The 18,070-nt window shown below is 65.3% G+C and carries 18 protein-coding genes; 9 read left to right on the top strand and 9 right to left on the bottom strand.

Annotation, left to right across the window (positions count from 1 at the left end):
• Positions 1-249 precede the first annotated feature (249 nt).
• The gene (locus SACMADRAFT_RS25720) at positions 250-942 is read left to right on the top strand and encodes an HAD family hydrolase (protein ID WP_009156790.1); all 693 of its coding nucleotides are present in this window, start codon (positions 250-252) and stop codon (positions 940-942) included.
• Here the strand turns inward: SACMADRAFT_RS25720 and SACMADRAFT_RS25715 are convergent, their stop codons facing one another.
• Positions 943-2,295, bottom strand: coding sequence for a helix-turn-helix domain-containing protein (locus tag SACMADRAFT_RS25715; protein WP_050998272.1), 1,353 nt, complete (start codon positions 2,293-2,295; stop codon positions 943-945).
• Between the two features lie 388 nt (positions 2,296-2,683).
• On the opposite strand from SACMADRAFT_RS25715, the gene SACMADRAFT_RS25710 reads away from it, so the two are divergent.
• The 6 genes from SACMADRAFT_RS25710 to SACMADRAFT_RS25685 all read left to right on the top strand — a co-directional run bounded on the left by SACMADRAFT_RS25710 (position 2,684) and on the right by SACMADRAFT_RS25685 (position 9,251).
• Complete coding sequence (locus SACMADRAFT_RS25710) at positions 2,684-3,001, top strand: WXG100 family type VII secretion target (protein WP_009156788.1); 318 nt, start codon at positions 2,684-2,686, stop codon at positions 2,999-3,001.
• Entirely contained in the window at positions 2,994-4,121 is a 1,128-nt protein-coding gene (locus tag SACMADRAFT_RS28725) for a putative T7SS-secreted protein (RefSeq protein ID WP_157617308.1), read from the top strand. The genes SACMADRAFT_RS25710 and SACMADRAFT_RS28725 overlap by 8 nt, the downstream gene beginning before the upstream one ends.
• A 5-nt stretch (positions 4,122-4,126) precedes the next feature.
• On the top strand, positions 4,127-4,552 hold the full coding sequence (locus SACMADRAFT_RS25700) for a hypothetical protein (RefSeq protein WP_009156786.1): 426 nt from the start codon (positions 4,127-4,129) through the stop codon (positions 4,550-4,552).
• 31 nt (positions 4,553-4,583) lie between these two features.
• Complete coding sequence (locus SACMADRAFT_RS31070) at positions 4,584-5,264, top strand: GNAT family N-acetyltransferase (RefSeq protein ID WP_232285473.1); 681 nt, start codon at positions 4,584-4,586, stop codon at positions 5,262-5,264.
• 403 nt (positions 5,265-5,667) lie between these two features.
• On the top strand, positions 5,668-7,527 hold the full coding sequence (locus SACMADRAFT_RS25690; RefSeq protein WP_332307182.1) for an ATP-dependent nuclease: 1,860 nt from the start codon (positions 5,668-5,670) through the stop codon (positions 7,525-7,527).
• Positions 7,527-9,251: a UvrD-helicase domain-containing protein gene (locus SACMADRAFT_RS25685; RefSeq protein WP_009156784.1), complete on the top strand. Its 1,725-nt coding sequence runs from the start codon at positions 7,527-7,529 to the stop codon at positions 9,249-9,251. Before SACMADRAFT_RS25690 ends, SACMADRAFT_RS25685 begins: the two co-directional genes overlap by 1 nt.
• On the opposite strand, the gene SACMADRAFT_RS25680 is transcribed toward SACMADRAFT_RS25685, so the two are convergent.
• On the bottom strand, positions 9,244-9,660 hold the full coding sequence (locus SACMADRAFT_RS25680; RefSeq protein ID WP_009156783.1) for a hypothetical protein: 417 nt from the start codon (positions 9,658-9,660) through the stop codon (positions 9,244-9,246). The genes SACMADRAFT_RS25685 and SACMADRAFT_RS25680 overlap by 8 nt on opposite strands.
• An 816-nt stretch (positions 9,661-10,476) precedes the next feature.
• Between SACMADRAFT_RS25680 and SACMADRAFT_RS25675 the strand changes: the two genes are divergently transcribed.
• On the top strand, positions 10,477-11,745 hold the full coding sequence (locus SACMADRAFT_RS25675; protein ID WP_050998268.1) for an acyl-CoA dehydrogenase family protein: 1,269 nt from the start codon (positions 10,477-10,479) through the stop codon (positions 11,743-11,745).
• Here the strand turns inward: SACMADRAFT_RS25675 and SACMADRAFT_RS25670 are convergent.
• The 7 genes from SACMADRAFT_RS25670 to SACMADRAFT_RS25640 form a co-directional block, all read right to left on the bottom strand.
• Positions 11,714-12,361 (bottom strand): GAF domain-containing protein, encoded by a 648-nt coding sequence (locus SACMADRAFT_RS25670; protein WP_009156781.1) that lies wholly within the window; start codon positions 12,359-12,361, stop codon positions 11,714-11,716. The two genes, SACMADRAFT_RS25675 and SACMADRAFT_RS25670, sit on opposite strands and share 32 nt — an antisense overlap.
• Before the next feature lie 29 nt (positions 12,362-12,390).
• On the bottom strand, positions 12,391-12,975 hold the full coding sequence (locus SACMADRAFT_RS25665; protein WP_009156780.1) for a GTP-binding protein: 585 nt from the start codon (positions 12,973-12,975) through the stop codon (positions 12,391-12,393).
• Complete coding sequence (locus SACMADRAFT_RS29430; protein ID WP_009156779.1) at positions 12,947-13,315, bottom strand: DUF742 domain-containing protein; 369 nt, start codon at positions 13,313-13,315, stop codon at positions 12,947-12,949. The genes SACMADRAFT_RS25665 and SACMADRAFT_RS29430 overlap by 29 nt, the downstream gene beginning before the upstream one ends.
• A complete protein-coding gene (locus SACMADRAFT_RS25655) occupies positions 13,302-13,736 on the bottom strand; it encodes a roadblock/LC7 domain-containing protein (protein ID WP_009156778.1) in 435 nt (144 codons plus the stop codon). The genes SACMADRAFT_RS29430 and SACMADRAFT_RS25655 overlap by 14 nt, the downstream gene beginning before the upstream one ends.
• Positions 13,733-15,001: a histidine kinase gene (locus SACMADRAFT_RS25650; protein ID WP_157617307.1), complete on the bottom strand. Its 1,269-nt coding sequence runs from the start codon at positions 14,999-15,001 to the stop codon at positions 13,733-13,735. Before SACMADRAFT_RS25650 ends, SACMADRAFT_RS25655 begins: the two co-directional genes overlap by 4 nt.
• 761 nt (positions 15,002-15,762) lie before the next feature.
• The gene (locus tag SACMADRAFT_RS25645; RefSeq protein WP_009156776.1) at positions 15,763-16,284 is read right to left on the bottom strand and encodes a pyridoxamine 5'-phosphate oxidase family protein; all 522 of its coding nucleotides are present in this window, start codon (positions 16,282-16,284) and stop codon (positions 15,763-15,765) included.
• A gap of 219 nt (positions 16,285-16,503) precedes the next feature.
• Positions 16,504-16,959: a carboxymuconolactone decarboxylase family protein gene (locus tag SACMADRAFT_RS25640; RefSeq protein WP_009156775.1), complete on the bottom strand. Its 456-nt coding sequence runs from the start codon at positions 16,957-16,959 to the stop codon at positions 16,504-16,506.
• 74 nt (positions 16,960-17,033) lie between these two features.
• On the opposite strand from SACMADRAFT_RS25640, the gene SACMADRAFT_RS25635 reads away from it, so the two are divergent.
• Positions 17,034-17,897, top strand: coding sequence for a sigma-70 family RNA polymerase sigma factor (locus SACMADRAFT_RS25635; RefSeq protein WP_009156774.1), 864 nt, complete (start codon positions 17,034-17,036; stop codon positions 17,895-17,897).
• Positions 17,898-18,070 lie beyond the last annotated feature (173 nt).

Below are 18,070 nucleotides of genomic sequence, written 5' to 3'. Positions count from 1 at the left end.
CGACACGGTGGGGTGGAGGTGGGAACACGGTGGGGCCCCGGGCGGGCCGGGGTAAGGCGGGGACTCTCGGGACCCCACCGTGCGTCGGGGCGCCGCACCGGAGCGTGGCGGGTGTCATGTCGGCGGCGTTCCTCGTGGTTGTGAACATCAACGTGCTTAGTTCATCAAGCACCGCTGGTGGAAACCAGTGGCCAGGGGGTAGCCACGGGCGTGTCATCCGCGCGTCACAGAGTGCCTAGGGTTGGGCTCATGACCATTCGTGCGGTGTTCTTCGACGTGGGGGAAGTGCTGGTGGACGAGACCACCGAGTACGGCACGTGGGCCGACTGGCTGGGGGTGCCCCGGCACACGTTCTCGGCGGTGTTCGGTGCCGTGATCGCGCGGGGTTTGGACTACCGCGAGGCCTTTCAGGTGTTCCAGCCCGGGTTCGACCTCGAGACGGCACGCCGAACCCGCGCCGAGGCTGGCCAGCCCGAAACCTTCGACGAAACCGACCTCTACAACGACGTGCGCCCGTGCTTGGGCAAGCTGCGGGAGCAAGGTCTGGTGGTGGGCGTCGCGGGAAACCAAACGGCACGCGCGGAGGGGATCCTGCGTGCGCTCCAGTTGCCGATCGACGTGCTCGGCACATCCGATAGCTGGAACGCCTCGAAACCGTCGCCGGCGTTCTTTCAGCGTCTCATCGTTGAGGCCGGTGTCCGGGCCGAACACATCTTGTATGTCGGGGACCGGCTCGATAACGACATCCGGCCCGCTGTGGAGCTGGGGATCAAGACTGCGGTGATCCGGCGAGGGCCGTGGGGCCACATCCTTCGCGACGAGGTGGCCACCGCGATTCTCGGGACGGATGTCGAGGCGTCGTGTCTGTTCCAGCTCGACAGTCTCCTGTCGCTGGCTAGCCTCGTCGCAGAGCACAACGAGGCTGCCCGCGGCGCGGTGTAGTCACCTTTCGGCGGCCACGCTGGGTAGACATAGTGCGCGAGTCCGGTCGACCAGCTCGACGCCCGCAGGCGTGCCGGCCAGTGCCCGGTGCACCGCCGGGATTCGTTCGACGGCGGCGCTGTAGGGGTGATCGTCGAGCATGTCGCAGGCTTGGTGTGCCAGCGTCACGGCGTGATCGGCATCGGTGGGGGCGTGCGCCGCGGCGAGGTCGAGCAGCACGACCGCGCGTTGCTTGTCCGCCTGCGGGTCCAGATCCGCGAGAGATTGGTCGAGCCAGCGTGCGGCAGCCTCGCGTCGTCCGGCGAGGAGCTCGGCGTTGCCGGCGAACGCGGCCAGCCGAGCGGGGCTGAAGAAATCCAGCCAGTCCGGGTCCGTGCCGTTGGTGCCCAGCGCGTGCTGGGCTTGGCGAATCCGGTCCCGGGCCGTGGAGCCTTGGCCCGTGCGGGCGTGGACCTCGGCGGTGACGCAGTGAATCCACGCGCTCAGGTTCGGACCGGCGCCGAATCGGGCGTGCGCCTGGGCGACGTCGAGGTGCCGCTGTGCCGCGACGGCGTCGCCCGCGAAGCCGGGGACGAACGCGCGGTGCGCGGCGATCGCGGCCGCCAGCCGGTGATCACCGGCGTGTTCCACCGCGGATTCGGCCTGCTCGAAGCACCGCGTCGCGACCGCGGGGCTACCGAGGTCGAAGAACGCGATCCGCGCGGCCAACAGCGCGGTTTCCGCGACGGCACGGGCGAGAGGGTCCGCGCCGCCGTCTTGGTGGATGGTGGCTTGCCCCAGAAGAGTGAGACCGAGACGAAGATGTCCGCGCGTCGCGTCCCACATGGTGTCCGCCGGTGTGCGCCAGTACAGGCTGCGTTGCGAGGCCGTGACACTCTCGTAGGCCTCGACCGCGCGGGGATCACGCGTAGACCCGGGGTTGTGCCACGCCGCGTCCGCCCGATCGACCGTGACCGAGGCAAGGAAGGGGGACAGGCCTGCGGCGAGCGCCGCCCGGAGAAACTGCTGGCGGCCGAAGCCAGCACCATCGCTCATCAACAACCTCCTCAGCTCCGCGCTGACCATCGCACCCAGCGCGTTGTCCCTGGCCGCCGAGTCCACCACCGCCGCCCCACAGGGCTGGTTCTCCAACTCCTCCGCCGTCAGCAGTCCGAGTTCGCTGGCGGGCAAACCGAACAGCAACACCAGGTGTTTACGGAAACGAGGCTCCGGCCACCGCTGCCCGGACTCCCACCGGCGCACCGTATGCGCGGTCAGTCCTGACTCGCCGTCGCCGTGAGCGCGCATACTCGCCGTGACCTGCGTGACCAGTTCCTCCCGACTCCAGCCACGCTGCAGCCGTTCCCAGGTCAACCGCCTATTCGGCGGATACCGACGCGCGTCGCCATGACCCATTTTCGATCACCCCATGCGCAAGCCGATGCACCGTTCGTGACGGTATACGCGGCCGCGACCGACGCGCCAGACATGGCACCGCCTGGCCACCGTGTGGCCCCTATGTCCCCAAGACCTGGCGCAGCTGTACTCGAACAGCGTCCCTACACGTGGCCTCACGGAAGCGAATCCGCATGCTGATCACCGACCTCACGACAGACACGAGATCCCCAAAGCCGTCGGCCGTATCGCTCCACCACGTTGACGTGCCCAGCTGACCTTCGTAGCACCAGTGCGGCTATAAGGCTCGACCCCGACATCGCGCGGGTAGCTACCCTGCCCTCACGGACAACTACAGGGGGACGACGTGGACGGACCGGGTTATCACGTCGATGTCGACGCACTTGAGCAAGCCGGAACCGCGATTCAGAAAGCCGTCGAGGAACAGGACAACTTCGAATTGCGCGGTTTGACTGGCGAGCCGGAAATGTACGGTGATGAGGCGTTGCGGAATGCGCTGATGGACGTGTGCGTCCGGTGGAGCGACCGGATCGACGATCTCGTCGACGACGCCGAAGAGATCGGCCAAGCGTTGAAGGCCTCAGCCCAGGCTTACCGCGAGGCCGAGCATGATGCCAAGGGTGCGCTGCCCGACGACCCGGCCGTGGATGTCGCCGATGGCTGAACTCGGCGAGACCGAGAACCCGCGCGCACTGATTCAGGGCGACCCCAACGCGATCGATAAGAACGTCAACATCCTCAATGCCCGGGGCAAACAAGCTGTCAACGCTGCGGTCGCGCTCCGCGCCATCGACACCGGGGCATGGACAGGGCCGGCGGCCAACGCCTTCCGAGACGAATTTTCCTATGAACCAACCAAATGGTATGAAGCTGGCGACGCACTGACCTACGCCGGCGAGGTCCTCAGCCTCTACGCAGGAACTCTGCGATGGGCGCAAGCGCAAGCCCGCGAGGCCATCGAGCTGTGGAAACAGGCTCAGCGGCAAACCGCCAGTGCGCGGGCCGCACACGATCAAGCCGTCGCCGACGCCACCCGGCAGAACCAGGCCAACGCCGCGGCTGGAGACCCGACCTGCATCACCGTCGAACCCTTCTCCGATCCCGGCGAATCGACCCGGCAGGCCGCTCGCGACACCCTGAACCGGGCACGTCAACAACTGAAACAGGTCGCCGAAGAAACAGCCCAAGCCCTGCGCGACATCACCCCGGCTGAAGAGGAAACCACCCTCAGCAAACTCGGGCACGGCGCCCTCGACATCGCCGGACTCGTACCGGGCATCGGCGAACTCGCCGACGGTGTCAACGCCGCCTGGTACGCCGGACAAGGCCGGTACGCCGAAGCCGCCATCTCCGGTGCCGCCGCCATCCCCTTCGCTGGCTGGGCAGCCACGGGAGGGAAGGCCGTCGACAGAGCCACCGACATCGCCAAAGCCGCCGGTCACACACCCGCCAAGTTCGGCCACGCCACGCACACCAACTACCGCAAGACCTTCTTCGAAAGGCACCCCGAACTCGAAGGCAAGGTCATCGTCCACCACGCCGTCGAACAACAAGCAAGACGTAACTACCCTGATGCCGGAATCACCGCGGCAGAAATGCATTCCTACGAAAACCTGCGCGGAATTCCTAAAGACCAGAACCCAACGCTACACCTGAGTGAGATACGCAAAGAATGGAATAGATTCTATAGGAACAACCCCAATGCGTCCACGAAAGACCTCCTGGACTTCGCTACACATATAGACAACAAGTACGGCGGCCGCTTCAACCCGCCGGTAAGGTGACGCTGATGCCCTACTACTCCCTGGAACCCGCCGCACCTGGTGAGCTTGGCGAGCGCGTAGTAATGGACACATCGGTCCACCCACCACGGGTCACGCATGCGCACCTGCATCTCGATGGCTGGCTCAGCGATGACCTGATCGAGGCGTACCCGTGCTACTTCGTCTCGGAAACGCTCGCGGCATCCCTCCAGGAAAGCGAGCTCGACCAATACGAACTGCGGGATGTCGAGGTAACCATCTCCGAGGACGCTCCCGACGACGAACGCGCCACCATCCCTGGCATCCGCTGGCTCTTCGTCACCGGAACGGCCGGCGTGGATGACCTCGGCACCACCGTTGTCGGCCAGCTTGTCGTCTCCGACCGTGGGCTCGCCGTTCTGCAGCAAGGAAACCTCGACCACTGCGACATCGAGGACTACACCGCAGACTGACCGGACCATCGGACCAGCCAGCACCGCCAGCGTGACCGCAGCTGTCGATGCCGGCCAGCGGCTCGGCGTCCCGATCCTGCTCGACGTGCCTGCCGCCACCACCCATCGCTGGGTAGCGGACATGGAGCGCGCAGGCGTCGACGGTTTCACGATCACTACCGACATCGATCTCGGCATCGGCAACACCGCCGCTCTCGATGCCGCCCGCGAACTCCGCGCCTGGACTCACCTACCCGTCGCGGTCGCAGCGGATTCAGCAGCACCGACCACGCGGCCTTCGCCAGCCCCGACGGGGACATCCTTATCGTCGATCGCGGCGTCGCCGACGCCACCGACCCGGCCACCGCGGCCGTCCGCATCGTCGAATCGCCCGCCACACCGAAAGGCAGTCATGAACATCGTCCCTCTACGGCAAGATGACATCCCGGCAATCCTCGAACTCATGGAACAGGGCGCGCCCTACGTCCGCCCCCGTACTGCCTCGGACTACTGGCTCTATGTCAACCTGTTCTCCAACACCTGCCCCATCGCTACGGACGGTAACCAGATCATGGGCACGGTCATCGCCTTACGTAGCCAAGACCGCCCCGACGACGTCTACATCCAGGACGTCATCACCCACCCGGACCACCGCCGCACCGGGGTCGCCACCGCCCTGCTGTCCTCGGTGCGCGACCGCGCCCAGCGTGCGAGTTCGCTCTGGGAAGGCTGACTGTGCTACCCAGTCGTTACTACATCCCCCACGCCTCTCTGAAGTGGTCCCCAGGGGTTGGACTGAAAGTGGGAGTGTCAGCGATCTTGTGGGCGGCGGCGTGATCACCCTTGTTAGTGCTCCGCGTCGATTAACAGCACGGCGTAGCCGTTGAAATGCCGGGCCGCATCCTCGGGCAGCCCAGGAAGGTCACGCGGGTCAAATTCGAGGGCTCCGGGACAGCTCCCCGGCCAGCTGTCCCGAGACCAAGAACGCACGCTAGCCCCTCCGTCGCTGATTAGCCCGAAGGGTGATGGCAGAGAGTTACGATCTGGATTCGATACGGGTTTCGTCGAAACATCCTGCTCAGCGCACCGATACCTGAATATGCGCCCCTACCTGGTTGGGTGCCTTACTCGATGTAGTGGGAAGGGGACCAGTGAGGGTACGACGAGTATCGATCAGCAACTTCCGCGGCATCAGTAGCGGTAATGTCCTGCTGGACTCGCATAGCCTACTGGTGGGCGGGAACGCGGCGGGGAAATCCACGGTGTGCGAAGCCCTCGAGCTTGTCTTGGGTTTGGAAAGGCTCTATCGCCGGCCCGTCATCGACGAGTACGACTTCCACCGAACCCACTACCGAGCAGCCGACGATTCCACCGAGCCGACAGAGGTGCGCATCGAGGTCGTGCTCACCGACCTCTCAGAGGAGGCGCGCCGTCGCTTCCGCGGTCATCTGCGGCCCTGGTCCAGCGACAACAACGACTTCGCCCCGCCTGCGGCCGAGGACGCGGTCGACCTGGTCGAAGGCGAGTGGTGCCTGCCCGTGGTGTTCCTCGGGCGGTTCAACGCCGCCGACGACGACTTCGAAGGTGGTACCTTCTTCGCGCATCCTCGCCGCCCCGAAGGCGACTATGCCGAAGACGATCTCGGCGGTGCACTCTCGCCGTTCCGGCGAGACGACAAACGTTACTGCGGATTCCTATATCTGCGGCCAAATCGCACCGGCAACCGCGCGTTGAGCTTCGGACGCGGCTCGCTGATCGACACCATCGTCCGGCTGGAATCGGACCGGACTGGGTCATTGTGGACCAGCGCACTCGATGCGCTGGGGGAGATCGACTTGGCCGAGAGTACATCAGCGTTCTCCGAGATCCGCGCCGCGGTGCTGTCTCGTGTCCGAAACTTCCTGTCGATGCCCGCCAGCGACAGCGCGATCGGTGTACGTCCCTCGGACCTGACCCGTGAACACTTACGCGAAGTGTTGCGCATGTTCATCGCCACCCAGCCTGGCACGTATCCTGTGCCCTTCAATCGCCTGTCGACCGGTGCGCTCAACGTCCTGGTGTTCGCGCTGCTGACCTATATCGCCGACCTTCGCGGGCCGGATTCGGTCATCTTCGCCATGGAGGAGCCCGAGATCGCCCTGCCCCCACATACGCAGCGACGCCTCGTCGATTTCGTCACCGGCACCATGGGGCAGGCCATCGTCACCTCCCACTCGCCCTACGTGATCGAGCGGTTTGACCCTAGCCAGATCGTAGTGCTCAAACGCGACGACGACGGAGTGCTGACGAGCAAACCGATCGAACTCGGTAACGAACTCAAGCCGAAGCGGTACCGCCAGGAACGGCGTCAGTTCGCCGAGGCCGTACTCGCCCGCGGCGTTCTCGTCGTCGAAGGTGCCACCGAAGTCGTGACCCTTCTCGCGATCGCCGACGCCCTCGACGCCGACCCCGCCACTACCTACCAACACCCCGATGTCGCAGGTCTGAGCCTGTTCAACGCCGGCAGCGATACGAATGTCCCACACTACGGACCGATCTTCTCCGCTATGGGCAAGACGGTGTTCGGAGTACACGACACTCCGAACACGCCGTTGACACCCGAGCAGGACACCAACACCCAGTCGTTCGCCATCCACATTGACGTCGGCTATCCAGGGATTGAAGACCTCCTCGTCACCGAGATCCCGCCGGCCGTCCAACGCAACTTCCTCACCTCGGTCTCCACACGCAGCGATTACCCCGCCCAATGCGGCCAACTCCCCGAGCAGGCGAGCGACGAGCAAGCTCGTGATCTCGCGCGAGAGGTCCTGAAGAAGAGAAAAGGCACCGAGTCGTTCGCGCCACTGCTCATCGCCGAGTGCAGCCGCGGTGAATTGCCAACGACCCTGGTGACCCTTCTGCTCGACATCCACCAGCACCTGTCCCCGCTCCCGCACGCCGAAAACCCGCCGCCACCGGAAGACGCACCCCAGTCCAACGATCTTGGCGACGCGTGATGCAGCTCGACGACACCCGCAAGCAGATCCTCGCAGCGTCCGGCCACCTGCTCATCCAAGGTGGTCCAGGAAGCGGGAAAACTACGATCGCTCTGCTCAAAGCCGCCCGAACGCTGGAGACGCTGGCAGCCGAGCAGCACGTCATCTTCCTGTCGTTCTCCCGCGCCGCCGTGCGGCAGATCTCCGACCGCGTCGGCGAGCACCTGCCCCTGGCCATCCGCCCCCACTTGGAGGTCCGCACCTTTCACGCGTTCTTCCTCGACTTCGTCCGCTCCCACGGCCACATGCTCACCGGCACCTCCGCAGTGTTCCTGGCCCCCGACGGCGAACGGCAACGCCAAGCCGACCACGAGGGCGACTGGGACACCGAGACCATCAAACTGGCCAGCCGTGGCATCTTCGTCTTCGATCAGCTCGCCGCCACGACAGCCACCCTCCTCGAACGCAGTCCCGCTCTGCGAGCCCTCTACAGCGACCGCTATCCGCTGGTGATCGTCGACGAGTTCCAAGACACCAACGTCGACCAATGGCGCGTCATCCAGGCCCTCGCCGACACGTCCACCGTGATCTGCCTGGCTGACCCAGACCAACGCATCTACGAAGGCTTCGTCAAAGGCGTTGACGAAGAACGCCTGCAACACGCCGTCACAGCTCTACGGCCCACGCCGTTCGACCTCGCCGGCGACAACCACCGCAGCGCGGGCAACGGCATCCTCGACTACGGCAACGCCGTCCTCCGCAACAGCCCCGCTGAACAGCCAGCATCCGTCCAGTACGTCCGCTACAGCTTCCCGCATACTCCCGAGGTCGTCACCCACCATGTGATAGTTCACCTCCAAGCCTTGCTGGCCAAACAACTCGGACGAGAGCCCACGATCGTCGTCCTCGGACCATCCAGTGCTTTCGTTGCCGGTATCTCCGAAGCAGTATCCGCTGAGCAAACCGTCAACGGAACCCAACTGCCGGCCGTCGACCACGAGTTGGTCTGGGACCCCGTTCTCGCGGCGGCTGCAGGCTACGTCGTGGCGAGCATCCTCGAGTGGCCAACGCTCCCACGAGACGAGGCCATCACCACCACTCTCCGAAGGATCGCGGACTTCTATCGTGTCAAATTCACGGACAAGCAAGCAAAGACAGCCCGATCCTCGATAAAGGCCACCAACAACGCAATTCAAGCCTTCAGCGACGGCAAGACCCCTCGCACGAAGACCGGCAAGTCAGTAATAGTGGAAGTCGACAACGGGATCCAGCTCACTGGAAATCCAGTCACAGACTGGCAGCTCGCACGCGCCCGCTTGCGCGGATCAACCGAACTGAGCGAGATATTCGACAAGGCCCGCATGCTCCGGTTGCTGCACGCCACCGATGCGCTGGCATGGGGCTTGGCCGACGCCTGGGACGGCCAAAGCTCCTACCCCGGCGCCACGGAGATCGTGCGGCGCGTCCTCGCGGACGAGCTTGTCGACGGCCGTCCGGCGGAACCGCGAGCCGTCACGTTGATGAATATGCATAAGTCAAAAGGCAAAGAGTTTGACGGGGTCATCATCGCCGAGGGCGTACATACGCCGAAGCTCATCGATCCCGACTGGGATGAGAAACGTATCATACAGCAACGTCGCGTGATACGAGTGGCCATCACACGCGCGCGTCACAAAGTCTTCTTTGTTCGCCCAAAGAACGCATTTCCACTTGTGCCACGCTCGCAACATCCCCCGGCTAGCTAGCTAGTGTTGGCCCGCTGGGAGTGAGGATGAAGACGCAGTCCGCCCACGCCTGGTCGCCCTCCATCGACCCGGCTGAACTCGAAGCCGGCAAACGTCGCACCTGGGTACGGGCACAGCCGCGCCGTGAGCTCGTGGCGATCCGAGCCGCGAGCGACGGCGACCCACCTCGCCCTGTTGCGCCGATCACGAGCACGGCATAGCCCTTGAAGTGCCGTGCCGCATCCTCGAGCAGCCGGTTCGCGCAGGCCAGGAGAAATTTGGCCACATTCGCCGGCCCCGGCTTCGACGTGATGCCCACGGCGCTCTTGCCTTCGAGGTAGCTCGTCTCCGCCGCATCGCCATTCGCGACCACGTGATCTAGAACGGACCGCAGAATGCGCTCACCCAGCGGCACGACATTCGTGTGCACCCGCCAACCTCCGCACGCCTGCCTTCGTCCGTTCGGTCAGACGGCAATTCCAACCATCGAACTCGTGCACGAACGAGGCAAAACCCCAGGTCACCCCGCGTCTCGGGCCCGCTTGAGCACAGCAGGAAGAACGGAGACACAACGGAGCCCAATCTGGTCGTTAGCAACCGCAAACATGACCTTGGCGTCGCCAAAGCCGCAGGTAGAAGCCCTGCGCAGGATGCATCTTCCAGGCCAGAACGACTGAACCCGCAGGCTTTTAATCCATAGGTTCTGGGTTCGAGTCCCAGGCGGCCCACCACGTGAACTGGGCTTTCGATGCCGCGGTCGTGAGGGCTTCACAACGGTGGAGCCACAGTGGGTGCGAATCTCACGAGATCGGCCACGATGCCCGGCGGTTCGCGAAGCTGCGTCACCTTCGCCACGCGTGCACTGTGCGCTTTCAGGACACGTTGCCGTCGACCTGGCTGTAGCCTGCCCGCGCCAGGAACCGGCAGCCCGTCCGAGGTGCGCGACAATCCAAATCGACCCTCCACAGCACACCGCGCTACGTCGCATCGGACGCAGGCGTTCCGCGGCGCCACGCTCACCCGGCACGTCCCACACATGCGGAAACTCGCTCGGCCCTCATCCGGCGCGCAGTTTCCAACGGGGCGCGCGTCTGCTTTGGAGCCGCTGTCGCGACAGGCTGTGAGGTAACCGATCACCGGCTCGGTGGTAGATCGTCTGCGATGGCGTGTGGGACAGTGGATCATGCCTATCGCTCGCTGGCCGCGACGAAAGCGGAGGGGCACTGTGCCGGACGACAGCCTATTCATGCAGGCCACACCCACCACTATCGACCTCCACCCCTACCTTGGCGCGTGGAACACGACTCCGACGCACGATGCACTACGCGAGCAGGTCCGTCAGTTTGCCGAGAGCGAAATACGTCCCCGGATCGACGAGCTGGAGCAACCGGGCACAGTGCACCGCAAGCTGTCACGGATGATCGCCGAGCAGGGCTGGATCGGCGTCACCATCGAGCGGCGATACGGCGGACTCGCCCTCGGCCACCTCGCCAAGACCATCATCATCGAAGAGCTGGCGCGCGTGTGCGGCGCCATGGGCGCCATGGTGCAAGCCTCGCAGCTGGGTGTCGCGAAGATCATCCACTTCGGCAACGAGACCCAGAAGCAGCGATGGCTACCGGAAATCGCCGCCGGCCGGTGCCTGCCGACCATCGTCGTCACCGAAGCCGACGCAGGCAGCCACGTACTCGGGATGACCACCAGCGCATACCGCGACGGCGACCACTACGTACTCAACGGATCAAAGGTCTTCATCGGGAACTCCCACGTCGGCGACCTTCACGGCGTCGTAGCCCGCACCGGGGAGGGATCCGGTGGGCTCACCGCATTCCTTGTCGAAGCCGACCGGAAAGGACTCCACCTCGCGCCGCAGCAGCCGACACTCGGGCTGCACGGTTTCAGCTTCGGCGAGCTCGTGTTCGACAACTGCCGCATTCCTGTCGAGAACAGGCTCGGCCAGGAGGGCGACGGCCTCGCCGTCGCCCATTCCTCGAGCATTCTCTACGGCCGTCCCAATCTCGCTCCTGTCTCGCTGGGAATCCACACCGCCATCGTGGAGGACACCGTCCGATTCGCCAACCAGCACAGACGCTACGGTGACCGGCTCAGTGCCCTCCCCACGGTGATTCAACAGATCGGTCACATGCAGTCCAACCTGATGACCGCGCGGACAGTCCTCTACAACGCGGTGAGCATGCTCGACCAAGGTCGGCCCTGTGACCACGATCTGATCAACGCCAAACTGGTCAACTACGAAACCTCCTTGGACACGCTGCGGCGTGCGATGGACGTGCACGCCGCACACGGGCTCATGGCGGATCGCCCACTCACCCGGTATCTACGCGATGCCTGGCATATCGGCCCGCCCGGCGGCACGTCGGACGTCCAGCGCATTCGGCTGGCCGAACGGGCACTTGGCACCAACACGAACCCGCCGTTTTCGGTCACTCACCGCGACCACCTGATGCGCAGCGCGGAGATGGTCAACGAGCCCATCGAACCTCGGACTGGCTGAGCGCCCTGGCCAGCTCGCTGGCACCGGAGTCGATCGCAGCGGTGTCCGCGTTGGCTGCCGTGATCACCCGGACCAGCTTGTCGGCCACGGACTCGATCACCGCGACGTCGTCCTTGGTGAGATGGTGCGGCTGTGTGTCGATCACGCACACCGTGCCCACCACGGTGTTCGTCGAGTCGATCAGCGGGGCGCCGAGGTAGGACTGGATCCCGAGCATGTCCACGACGGGATTGCTTCGGAACCTGGTGAAGTCGCGCACGTCTCCCAGGGGGAACGGAGTGCGTCGCTCCACAGTGTGGGGGCAGAACCCGTGATCGAGCCGCATCGTGCGCTCGACGCTGGGCCCGTGAGTGGCGATCGCCCGCACCTGCCCCACCTCACCGCTGTCACCCATCCCAGGCGTGTAGAGCCCGGCGAAATACTGCTCGTCGGTGATCAAGTTGACCATTCCGTAGGGGTAGGACAGCGTTTTCGCCAGCGTCGCGGCGCACTGATCAAATCCCGCGATGGCGAACTTGCCAAGTCCCAGAGCTTGGAGCCGACCCATCACACCTGCCCGGTCGCCCTTCGTCGGCCGGTCACGCCTGCGGTCGGTGGTCACGTCGAAAAAGTCCATGCCGTGTTTCTCCCGATCTCACTACGATCTCATCTGCTTAGCGGGTGCAGCTGGTGCAGGATGTGACGGATCAGCGCGACCAGGACGTCACGGGCATCCGGTCCCCGGCGCGCGTCGCACCTCACCACCGGAATCTCATGCCCCAGCCCCAGGGCCCGCTGGACCTCACTGGCTGGATACCGATATGCCCCGTCGAACAGGTTGACGGCGACGACGAACGGTATCCGGCGTTTCTCGAAGAACTCGACGACAGGGAAACTGTCCTGCAGCCGACGGGTGTCCACCAGCACCACAGCGCCGGTCGCTCCGTGGCAAAGCTCGTCCCACAGGAACCAGAACCGGCTCTGCCCCGGTGTGCCGAACAGGTACAGCACGGTGTTCTCGGCGAACGTTCGTCGACCGAAGTCCATCGCGACCGTGGTGCACTGTTTGGTTTCGACACCAGCCAGATCGTCGGTGCCGACACTGGCCACCGTCAACCTCTCCTCAGTGGTCAACGGTTCAATCTCGCTGACCGCGCCCACAAAGGTGGTCTTGCCGGCACCGAAGCCGCCCGCGACGATCACTTTGAGCTGTTCGGGGAACTCAGGTGTACTGCAGTCGTGTAAGACCATCAAGGACTCGCTCAAGCACGTCGAGGGAAGGGGGGGCATGCTTCGGTGCGGCCACACGCACCTTACCGAGCACCACAAGATCAGCGATCACGACCTTGACAGCGCTCGCCGGTTGCCGCATGCGCGAGGCGATCTCAGCGACCGATGTGGGCAACTGGCACCATCGAAGTGCCTCGGCGTATTCCATCCGAAACTCACTTCGGTCGTTCTGGTTGCCGCCGATCGCGCACACGTGCGTCATCAGCTCCAGGTCAGCACACGGCTGTGTGCGGCCTTGCGTAATGCAGTATGGTCGCGGCTGATCGATACCTTCGATCCCACCGCTTTCATCGTCGCTCATACCGCCCGTCCTCCGGAGTCGACGACACCAACGCCGCCGTCTGTCGCAGTGGCGTCTCCAGATGCGTCTGGATCTTGCCGCGCAGATCAACCATGTGGTATGTGAGCATGTCCGCATCGACGTCACGATCGGCGAGTACAGCCAGCAGTGAGCCTTCGGCGGCGCCCATGATCAACAATACGATCTCGCCGACCTCGGTCATCATCTGGTGGACGGTCCGGTTCCCGCCACACGTCTCTCCCACCGCCGCGGACATACCGTGTAGACCGCTCACCGCCGCCGCGATCTGATCAGCGGTATCTGTCTCGACCCCGGCCCAAGCCTTCTTGATCCCATCCGAGGACAACAACAACACTGAGCGAGTCCGGGGAACGGTCGCGAGGATGGTGTCACGCAGGAGGCTTGTCAGGCTGGCCGTCATGAGCGTTCCTCTTCTTCCATTCCGGACAGCGCGGAAGGCGTTCCCAGCTGTCCAGCTTCACGTGTGGGTTCTCGACGCATCATCGCTGTGACGATGCCTGGATGAGGCTGCGGTTTGCCCGGGGAGCGAGAACCAGCCGAGAGCTCGGCCGGTAGGTACGACCCGGTACGTTGCGGCAGCGGCGGGGGTGTCGCCAGGTCTCCGGCCGTGGAGGTTGGCTGCGCCTGGTCGGCCTCGGCCGCAGGCCGACGCTGGGGCAACGGCGCCGACGGATCGTCGGCTGTGTGTTGGCCACCAGCATGCTCCGCTGCGCCGCTGTTGTCGGGCGGCAGAGATTGGTTGGGAGCAGGCAATGTCCTCTCCTGGTCGGTACGGCCGGCAGTCACCCGCTCCTGACCTTGCGATACCGGTCCCGTATCGGTGGAGGCGGATCGCAGCTCGGCGAGTTCGGCCGGAGGCGAGGCCAGCAGCGCAGACGGCACCACCACGATCGCGTCCACGCCACCGAAAATGTTCGGTCGCAACTGCACCGCGAGCTGCCGCCGCTTGGCGATCGTGTGGACCACCGCGTGCCCGAACGACCCGCGACCGAGCCGATCACGGAGGTCCTCCTCCGTTGCCGAGCGCAGGATCCGGTTCTCTTCACGTATCTGCTCGTCCGTCATGGACAGCCCGGGACTTTGGACCTGGAGCGCCACTCCGGCAGGCACCTCCTCTGCCGTCACCCTTACCTGGTGCGGCTCGGGCGTCACGAAGCTGGCGTTCTTCAGCAACTCGGTCAACACAAGTTGGATCTCTTCAGCGACGTATCCCACCACGTAGTGGTCGGTGCGCGGAGGGACGACCACGACCTTGCGGTAGTGCTCGCACGGACTGGAAGCGCTCCTCAGCACCGAGTTGATGTGGACCGGCTCGGGCGCCCGCCGCTGGAGCACCTCGCCGCCCAGGATCGCGATGCAGTTGGTGTCATGCCATGCTCGCGTGATCGCATGGTCGACCGCGAACGCGCTCCTGAGCAGCTCCGGGTCGGTGATCTGACGCTCGAGGTCGTCCAGCCGGTGAATCGCCAGACGCAGCAACATGCGAACCCGGGCGGTCAGACTGCGCAGGCCGGCCCCCAGCAGTGCGCCCCGCTCCACCTGGGCTGCTCGCCAGGTCGCCTGTTGAATTCGATCGTTGGCGGTACTGACGACCTGTGCCGCATGGTTCTGCGCGTGCTCACGCGCAGAACGCTCCCGCTCGATCTCCTCCTCGAGCAGGTTCACGGCCACGGTTATCCTCCACCAAACCCACCAGCCACCGCCTCCCATCACGAGCACGGCGAGCGTGCTCAGTACGGCAGCCGCCGTGGACGGCAGCGTGGCCAAGCCTCCGCCCAGCAAACCCCCGGCCACGGCGACGACAGCGAGCCCGCCGACCACCGAAGCCATACCGGGCCGCCGCCCCTGGTGACCGGGTCCAGACTCGGGGGCCGAGGGGCCTGGTGGCCTCGCATGATCAGCAACTGCGGCAGTCATGCAGTTGTTCCTCCACATCCACTCGGGAATCGCCCGCCGACAAGCGGCGCCGGAAGACACAAGGACCCGCGAGCGCAGCGTTTCCCAGTACCACCCTGGACCTCCACGAACAGGTAAGCACTAGGTGGGACCTCCATGTAACGGTCGCTCACTGCCCCAGCGTTCAACTCAGTTGATCAGCACCGTACATCAAGGGTCACGGCGGCCGACACCGATTCCGCCCAACGTTGCGGTCGGCCTTGCCCGCGGAGTGGGACCTGGCAGGCCAATGTCGAAACGACCCCCGCATAACCTGCTGAAAGGGAATTCGACCGCCGCACCGAACTGCCGGTCGGATGCGGCCGGCGGCAGCCAAGCACTGTCTCCGCCGCGACGGCCGCAGTACGGCGCGCCCCTCTGCGGGCCCGTCGCGGCCCGCACTTCGGGCGTCGGTGTGGGCCGACTGCGGCAGTGGGTGGCCGAAACGAGTGGCAAGGCCGTTCTCGGCGGCTCGAACGAGTTTCGTCCCGTTATGGCGTGGTGAGCTTGGCGAGGTCGGGGGCGTAGACGGTCATCCAGTGCGGGCGCAGCCGGTAGTAGACCACGTCGCTGTCCCAGTCGAAGAAGTCCTCGCCGTACCAGCTTTTCAGGTGTCGCAGCGTTTCCAGCCAGCTTTCGGACGGTGCGCGGCCGGGAGGGTTCAGGACCTCCACCGTGCCGTGCGTGAATACGCCCAGATCATCACCACGCAGGTGCGCGACGCTGGCGGCAGGTCGAGCGGCGAGGTGGCGGGCTTTGGCCGCCGAACGCGCCGTGCCGAAATGCCACATTCCGTGGAGGAAATGCCCGTCCGCGCCGCTGATCCGCGGCTGCCCTTTCGCTGTGACCGTGGACAGGGCCAGAGTGCACATTCCGGTGAGAACCTGGGTGAGTTGCTGCGCGGTCAGAGTGCGCTCGGCGCTGATTATCGACCGCAGGTGAGAGGTGGAGCGGGAAAGCGAGGTATCAAGGAGCGCTTGGAGCTCGCGCAGTTCATCCGGTGTTTCGTACATGGAAATCCCGTCTGTCATGGTTTCGCGGGTCCGGATCCACTGCCGGAGCCGGCGAAATCATGCTCACGCCAAACCCCGACAGCGTGTGTCAAGGTTTCCGCGAGCGCGGGGGCGCCCTCATGCGGCGGGCCGCAATTGGGGCCCCAGCGGCGTCGAACTCCAGCGTTTACCCTGCCGAGTTCGACGCCGCGGCCGCTCAGCGCCGAGGTTGCGCCGGATTCACCAGGCGGAGCCCGCAGGCTGCCGGGTCGCGGCATTGAGCCGGTTCCAGACGTTGATCGCCGCGATCGACAGCAGCAGCGAAGACAACTGCTGCTCGTCGTAGTGTGCGGCTGCGTCGTCCCACACCGAGTCGGGCACGGGGTCGGGCCGATCCGCGAGGCGGGTCACGCACTCGGCCAGCGCCAGCGCCGCACGTTCGGCTTCGCTGAAGTAGGGCGATTCTCGCCAAGCCCCCACTCCCCAGATCCGCTCGGCCTTCTCTCCAGCGTCTCGCAGTTCTCTGGCGTGCATGTCGACGCAGAGGCTGCAGCCGTTGATCTGGCTCACCCGAAGATGGATGAGCTGATGGGTCGTCTCCGCGAGTGTGCTCGACTGAGCGGCCTTGCTCAGTGCGTGTAGCGCCTTCATCGCGTCCGGCACCACCATCACGGGGTTGGTCATTCGAGCTTGCATCTTTCCTCCCGCTGTCACGCCTGCCCGTTCGGGCGGGTCATGCAGGTGACCCGCCACGAAGAGAGGATGTGACAGTGCAGGACGAGGAATTCTGGGCAGCACGGTTCGAGGAACACCGACCCCGGCTGAGGGCGCTGGCCTACCGGATGCTCGGTTCGTTCGCCGAGGCCGATGACGCGGTGCAGGAAGCCTGGCTGCGGGTTTCGCGTGCCCGCGGTGACGACGTCGACAACGTCGGCGGGTGGCTCACCACGATCGTCTCGCGGCAGTGCCTCAACATGTTGCGCTCGCGGGCGAGCAGGCGGGAGGACCCGCTGGACGTGCGGGTACCCGACCCGGTCGTGCAGTCGGGCGAGGGCGATCCCGAGGAACATGGCGTCCTTGCCGACACCGTGAGCCTCGCGCTGCTGGTGGTGCTGGAAACGCTCGACCCGGCGGAGCGGCTCGCGTTCGTGCTGCACGACATGTTCGCGGTGCCGTTCGACGATATCGCCCCGATGGTGGGCCGCACTCCGGCCGCGGCTCGTCAGCTCGCCAGCCGCGCCCGGCGGCGGGTGCAGGGTGCGGCGACCGCAGGGCAACCGGACCGCGCCCGGCAGCGCCAGATTGTGGACGCGTGGTGGGCGGCCGCGCGTGGCGGTGACTTCGCGGGTCTGGTTGCCCTGCTGCATCCTGATGCCGTGCTTCGGGTGGACACCGGTGGGGCGGGCTCGAAGCTTGTGCGGGGCGCGGCCGAGGTCGCCGGGCAGGCGGCTTCGTACCGGGCGGCCGGGCTCGCGGCGCGGTTCGCGGTTGTCAACGGCGGCCCGGGGATCGTCTCGATGATCGGTGGTCGGCCGGCTGCGGTGTTGGCGTTCACGGTGGTGGACGGGTTGATCGCCGAGATCGACATTCTGGCCGACCGGCGCCGGTTGGCTGCCCTTGAGCTTGCCTGCTGACGGCGGTGGGCACGGCGCCCCAGGGGCTTCGCCCGAGTTCAGCAACTTGCGTCTGCTGAGTTCCGTCATGCGAACTTGCTGAAACACAAATACGAGAAGAGTATCTACGTATCTGAATGCGGGTGAGAAGCTATGCCCGAACGTCGAAAGGGTCAATGCCCGCAACGCGAACG

Origin of the sequence: Saccharomonospora marina XMU15, assembly GCF_000244955.1 — a bacterium.
GTDB lineage: Bacteria > Actinomycetota > Actinomycetes > Mycobacteriales > Pseudonocardiaceae > Saccharomonospora_A > Saccharomonospora_A marina.
The sequence above is the reverse complement of the archived record's forward strand: the minus strand, read 5'-3'. Positions and strand labels throughout refer to the sequence as shown.

Coding starts and splice junctions, on each gene's coding strand:
- SACMADRAFT_RS25655 (WP_009156778.1), bottom strand. CDS start 13,736: ATGACGGCCAGCCTGACAAGCCTCCTGCGTGACACCATCCTCGCGACC.
- SACMADRAFT_RS28725 (WP_157617308.1), top strand. CDS start 2,994: ATGGCTGAACTCGGCGAGACCGAGAACCCGCGCGCACTGATTCAGGGC.
- SACMADRAFT_RS25720 (WP_009156790.1), top strand. CDS start 250: ATGACCATTCGTGCGGTGTTCTTCGACGTGGGGGAAGTGCTGGTGGAC.
- SACMADRAFT_RS25700 (WP_009156786.1), top strand. CDS start 4,127: ATGCCCTACTACTCCCTGGAACCCGCCGCACCTGGTGAGCTTGGCGAG.
- SACMADRAFT_RS29430 (WP_009156779.1), bottom strand. CDS start 13,315: ATGAGCGACGATGAAAGCGGTGGGATCGAAGGTATCGATCAGCCGCGA.
- SACMADRAFT_RS25685 (WP_009156784.1), top strand. CDS start 7,527: ATGCAGCTCGACGACACCCGCAAGCAGATCCTCGCAGCGTCCGGCCAC.
- SACMADRAFT_RS25675 (WP_050998268.1), top strand. CDS start 10,477: ATGCAGGCCACACCCACCACTATCGACCTCCACCCCTACCTTGGCGCG.
- SACMADRAFT_RS25645 (WP_009156776.1), bottom strand. CDS start 16,284: ATGTACGAAACACCGGATGAACTGCGCGAGCTCCAAGCGCTCCTTGAT.
- SACMADRAFT_RS25670 (WP_009156781.1), bottom strand. CDS start 12,361: ATGGACTTTTTCGACGTGACCACCGACCGCAGGCGTGACCGGCCGACG.
- SACMADRAFT_RS25665 (WP_009156780.1), bottom strand. CDS start 12,975: ATGGTCTTACACGACTGCAGTACACCTGAGTTCCCCGAACAGCTCAAA.
- SACMADRAFT_RS25640 (WP_009156775.1), bottom strand. CDS start 16,959: ATGCAAGCTCGAATGACCAACCCCGTGATGGTGGTGCCGGACGCGATG.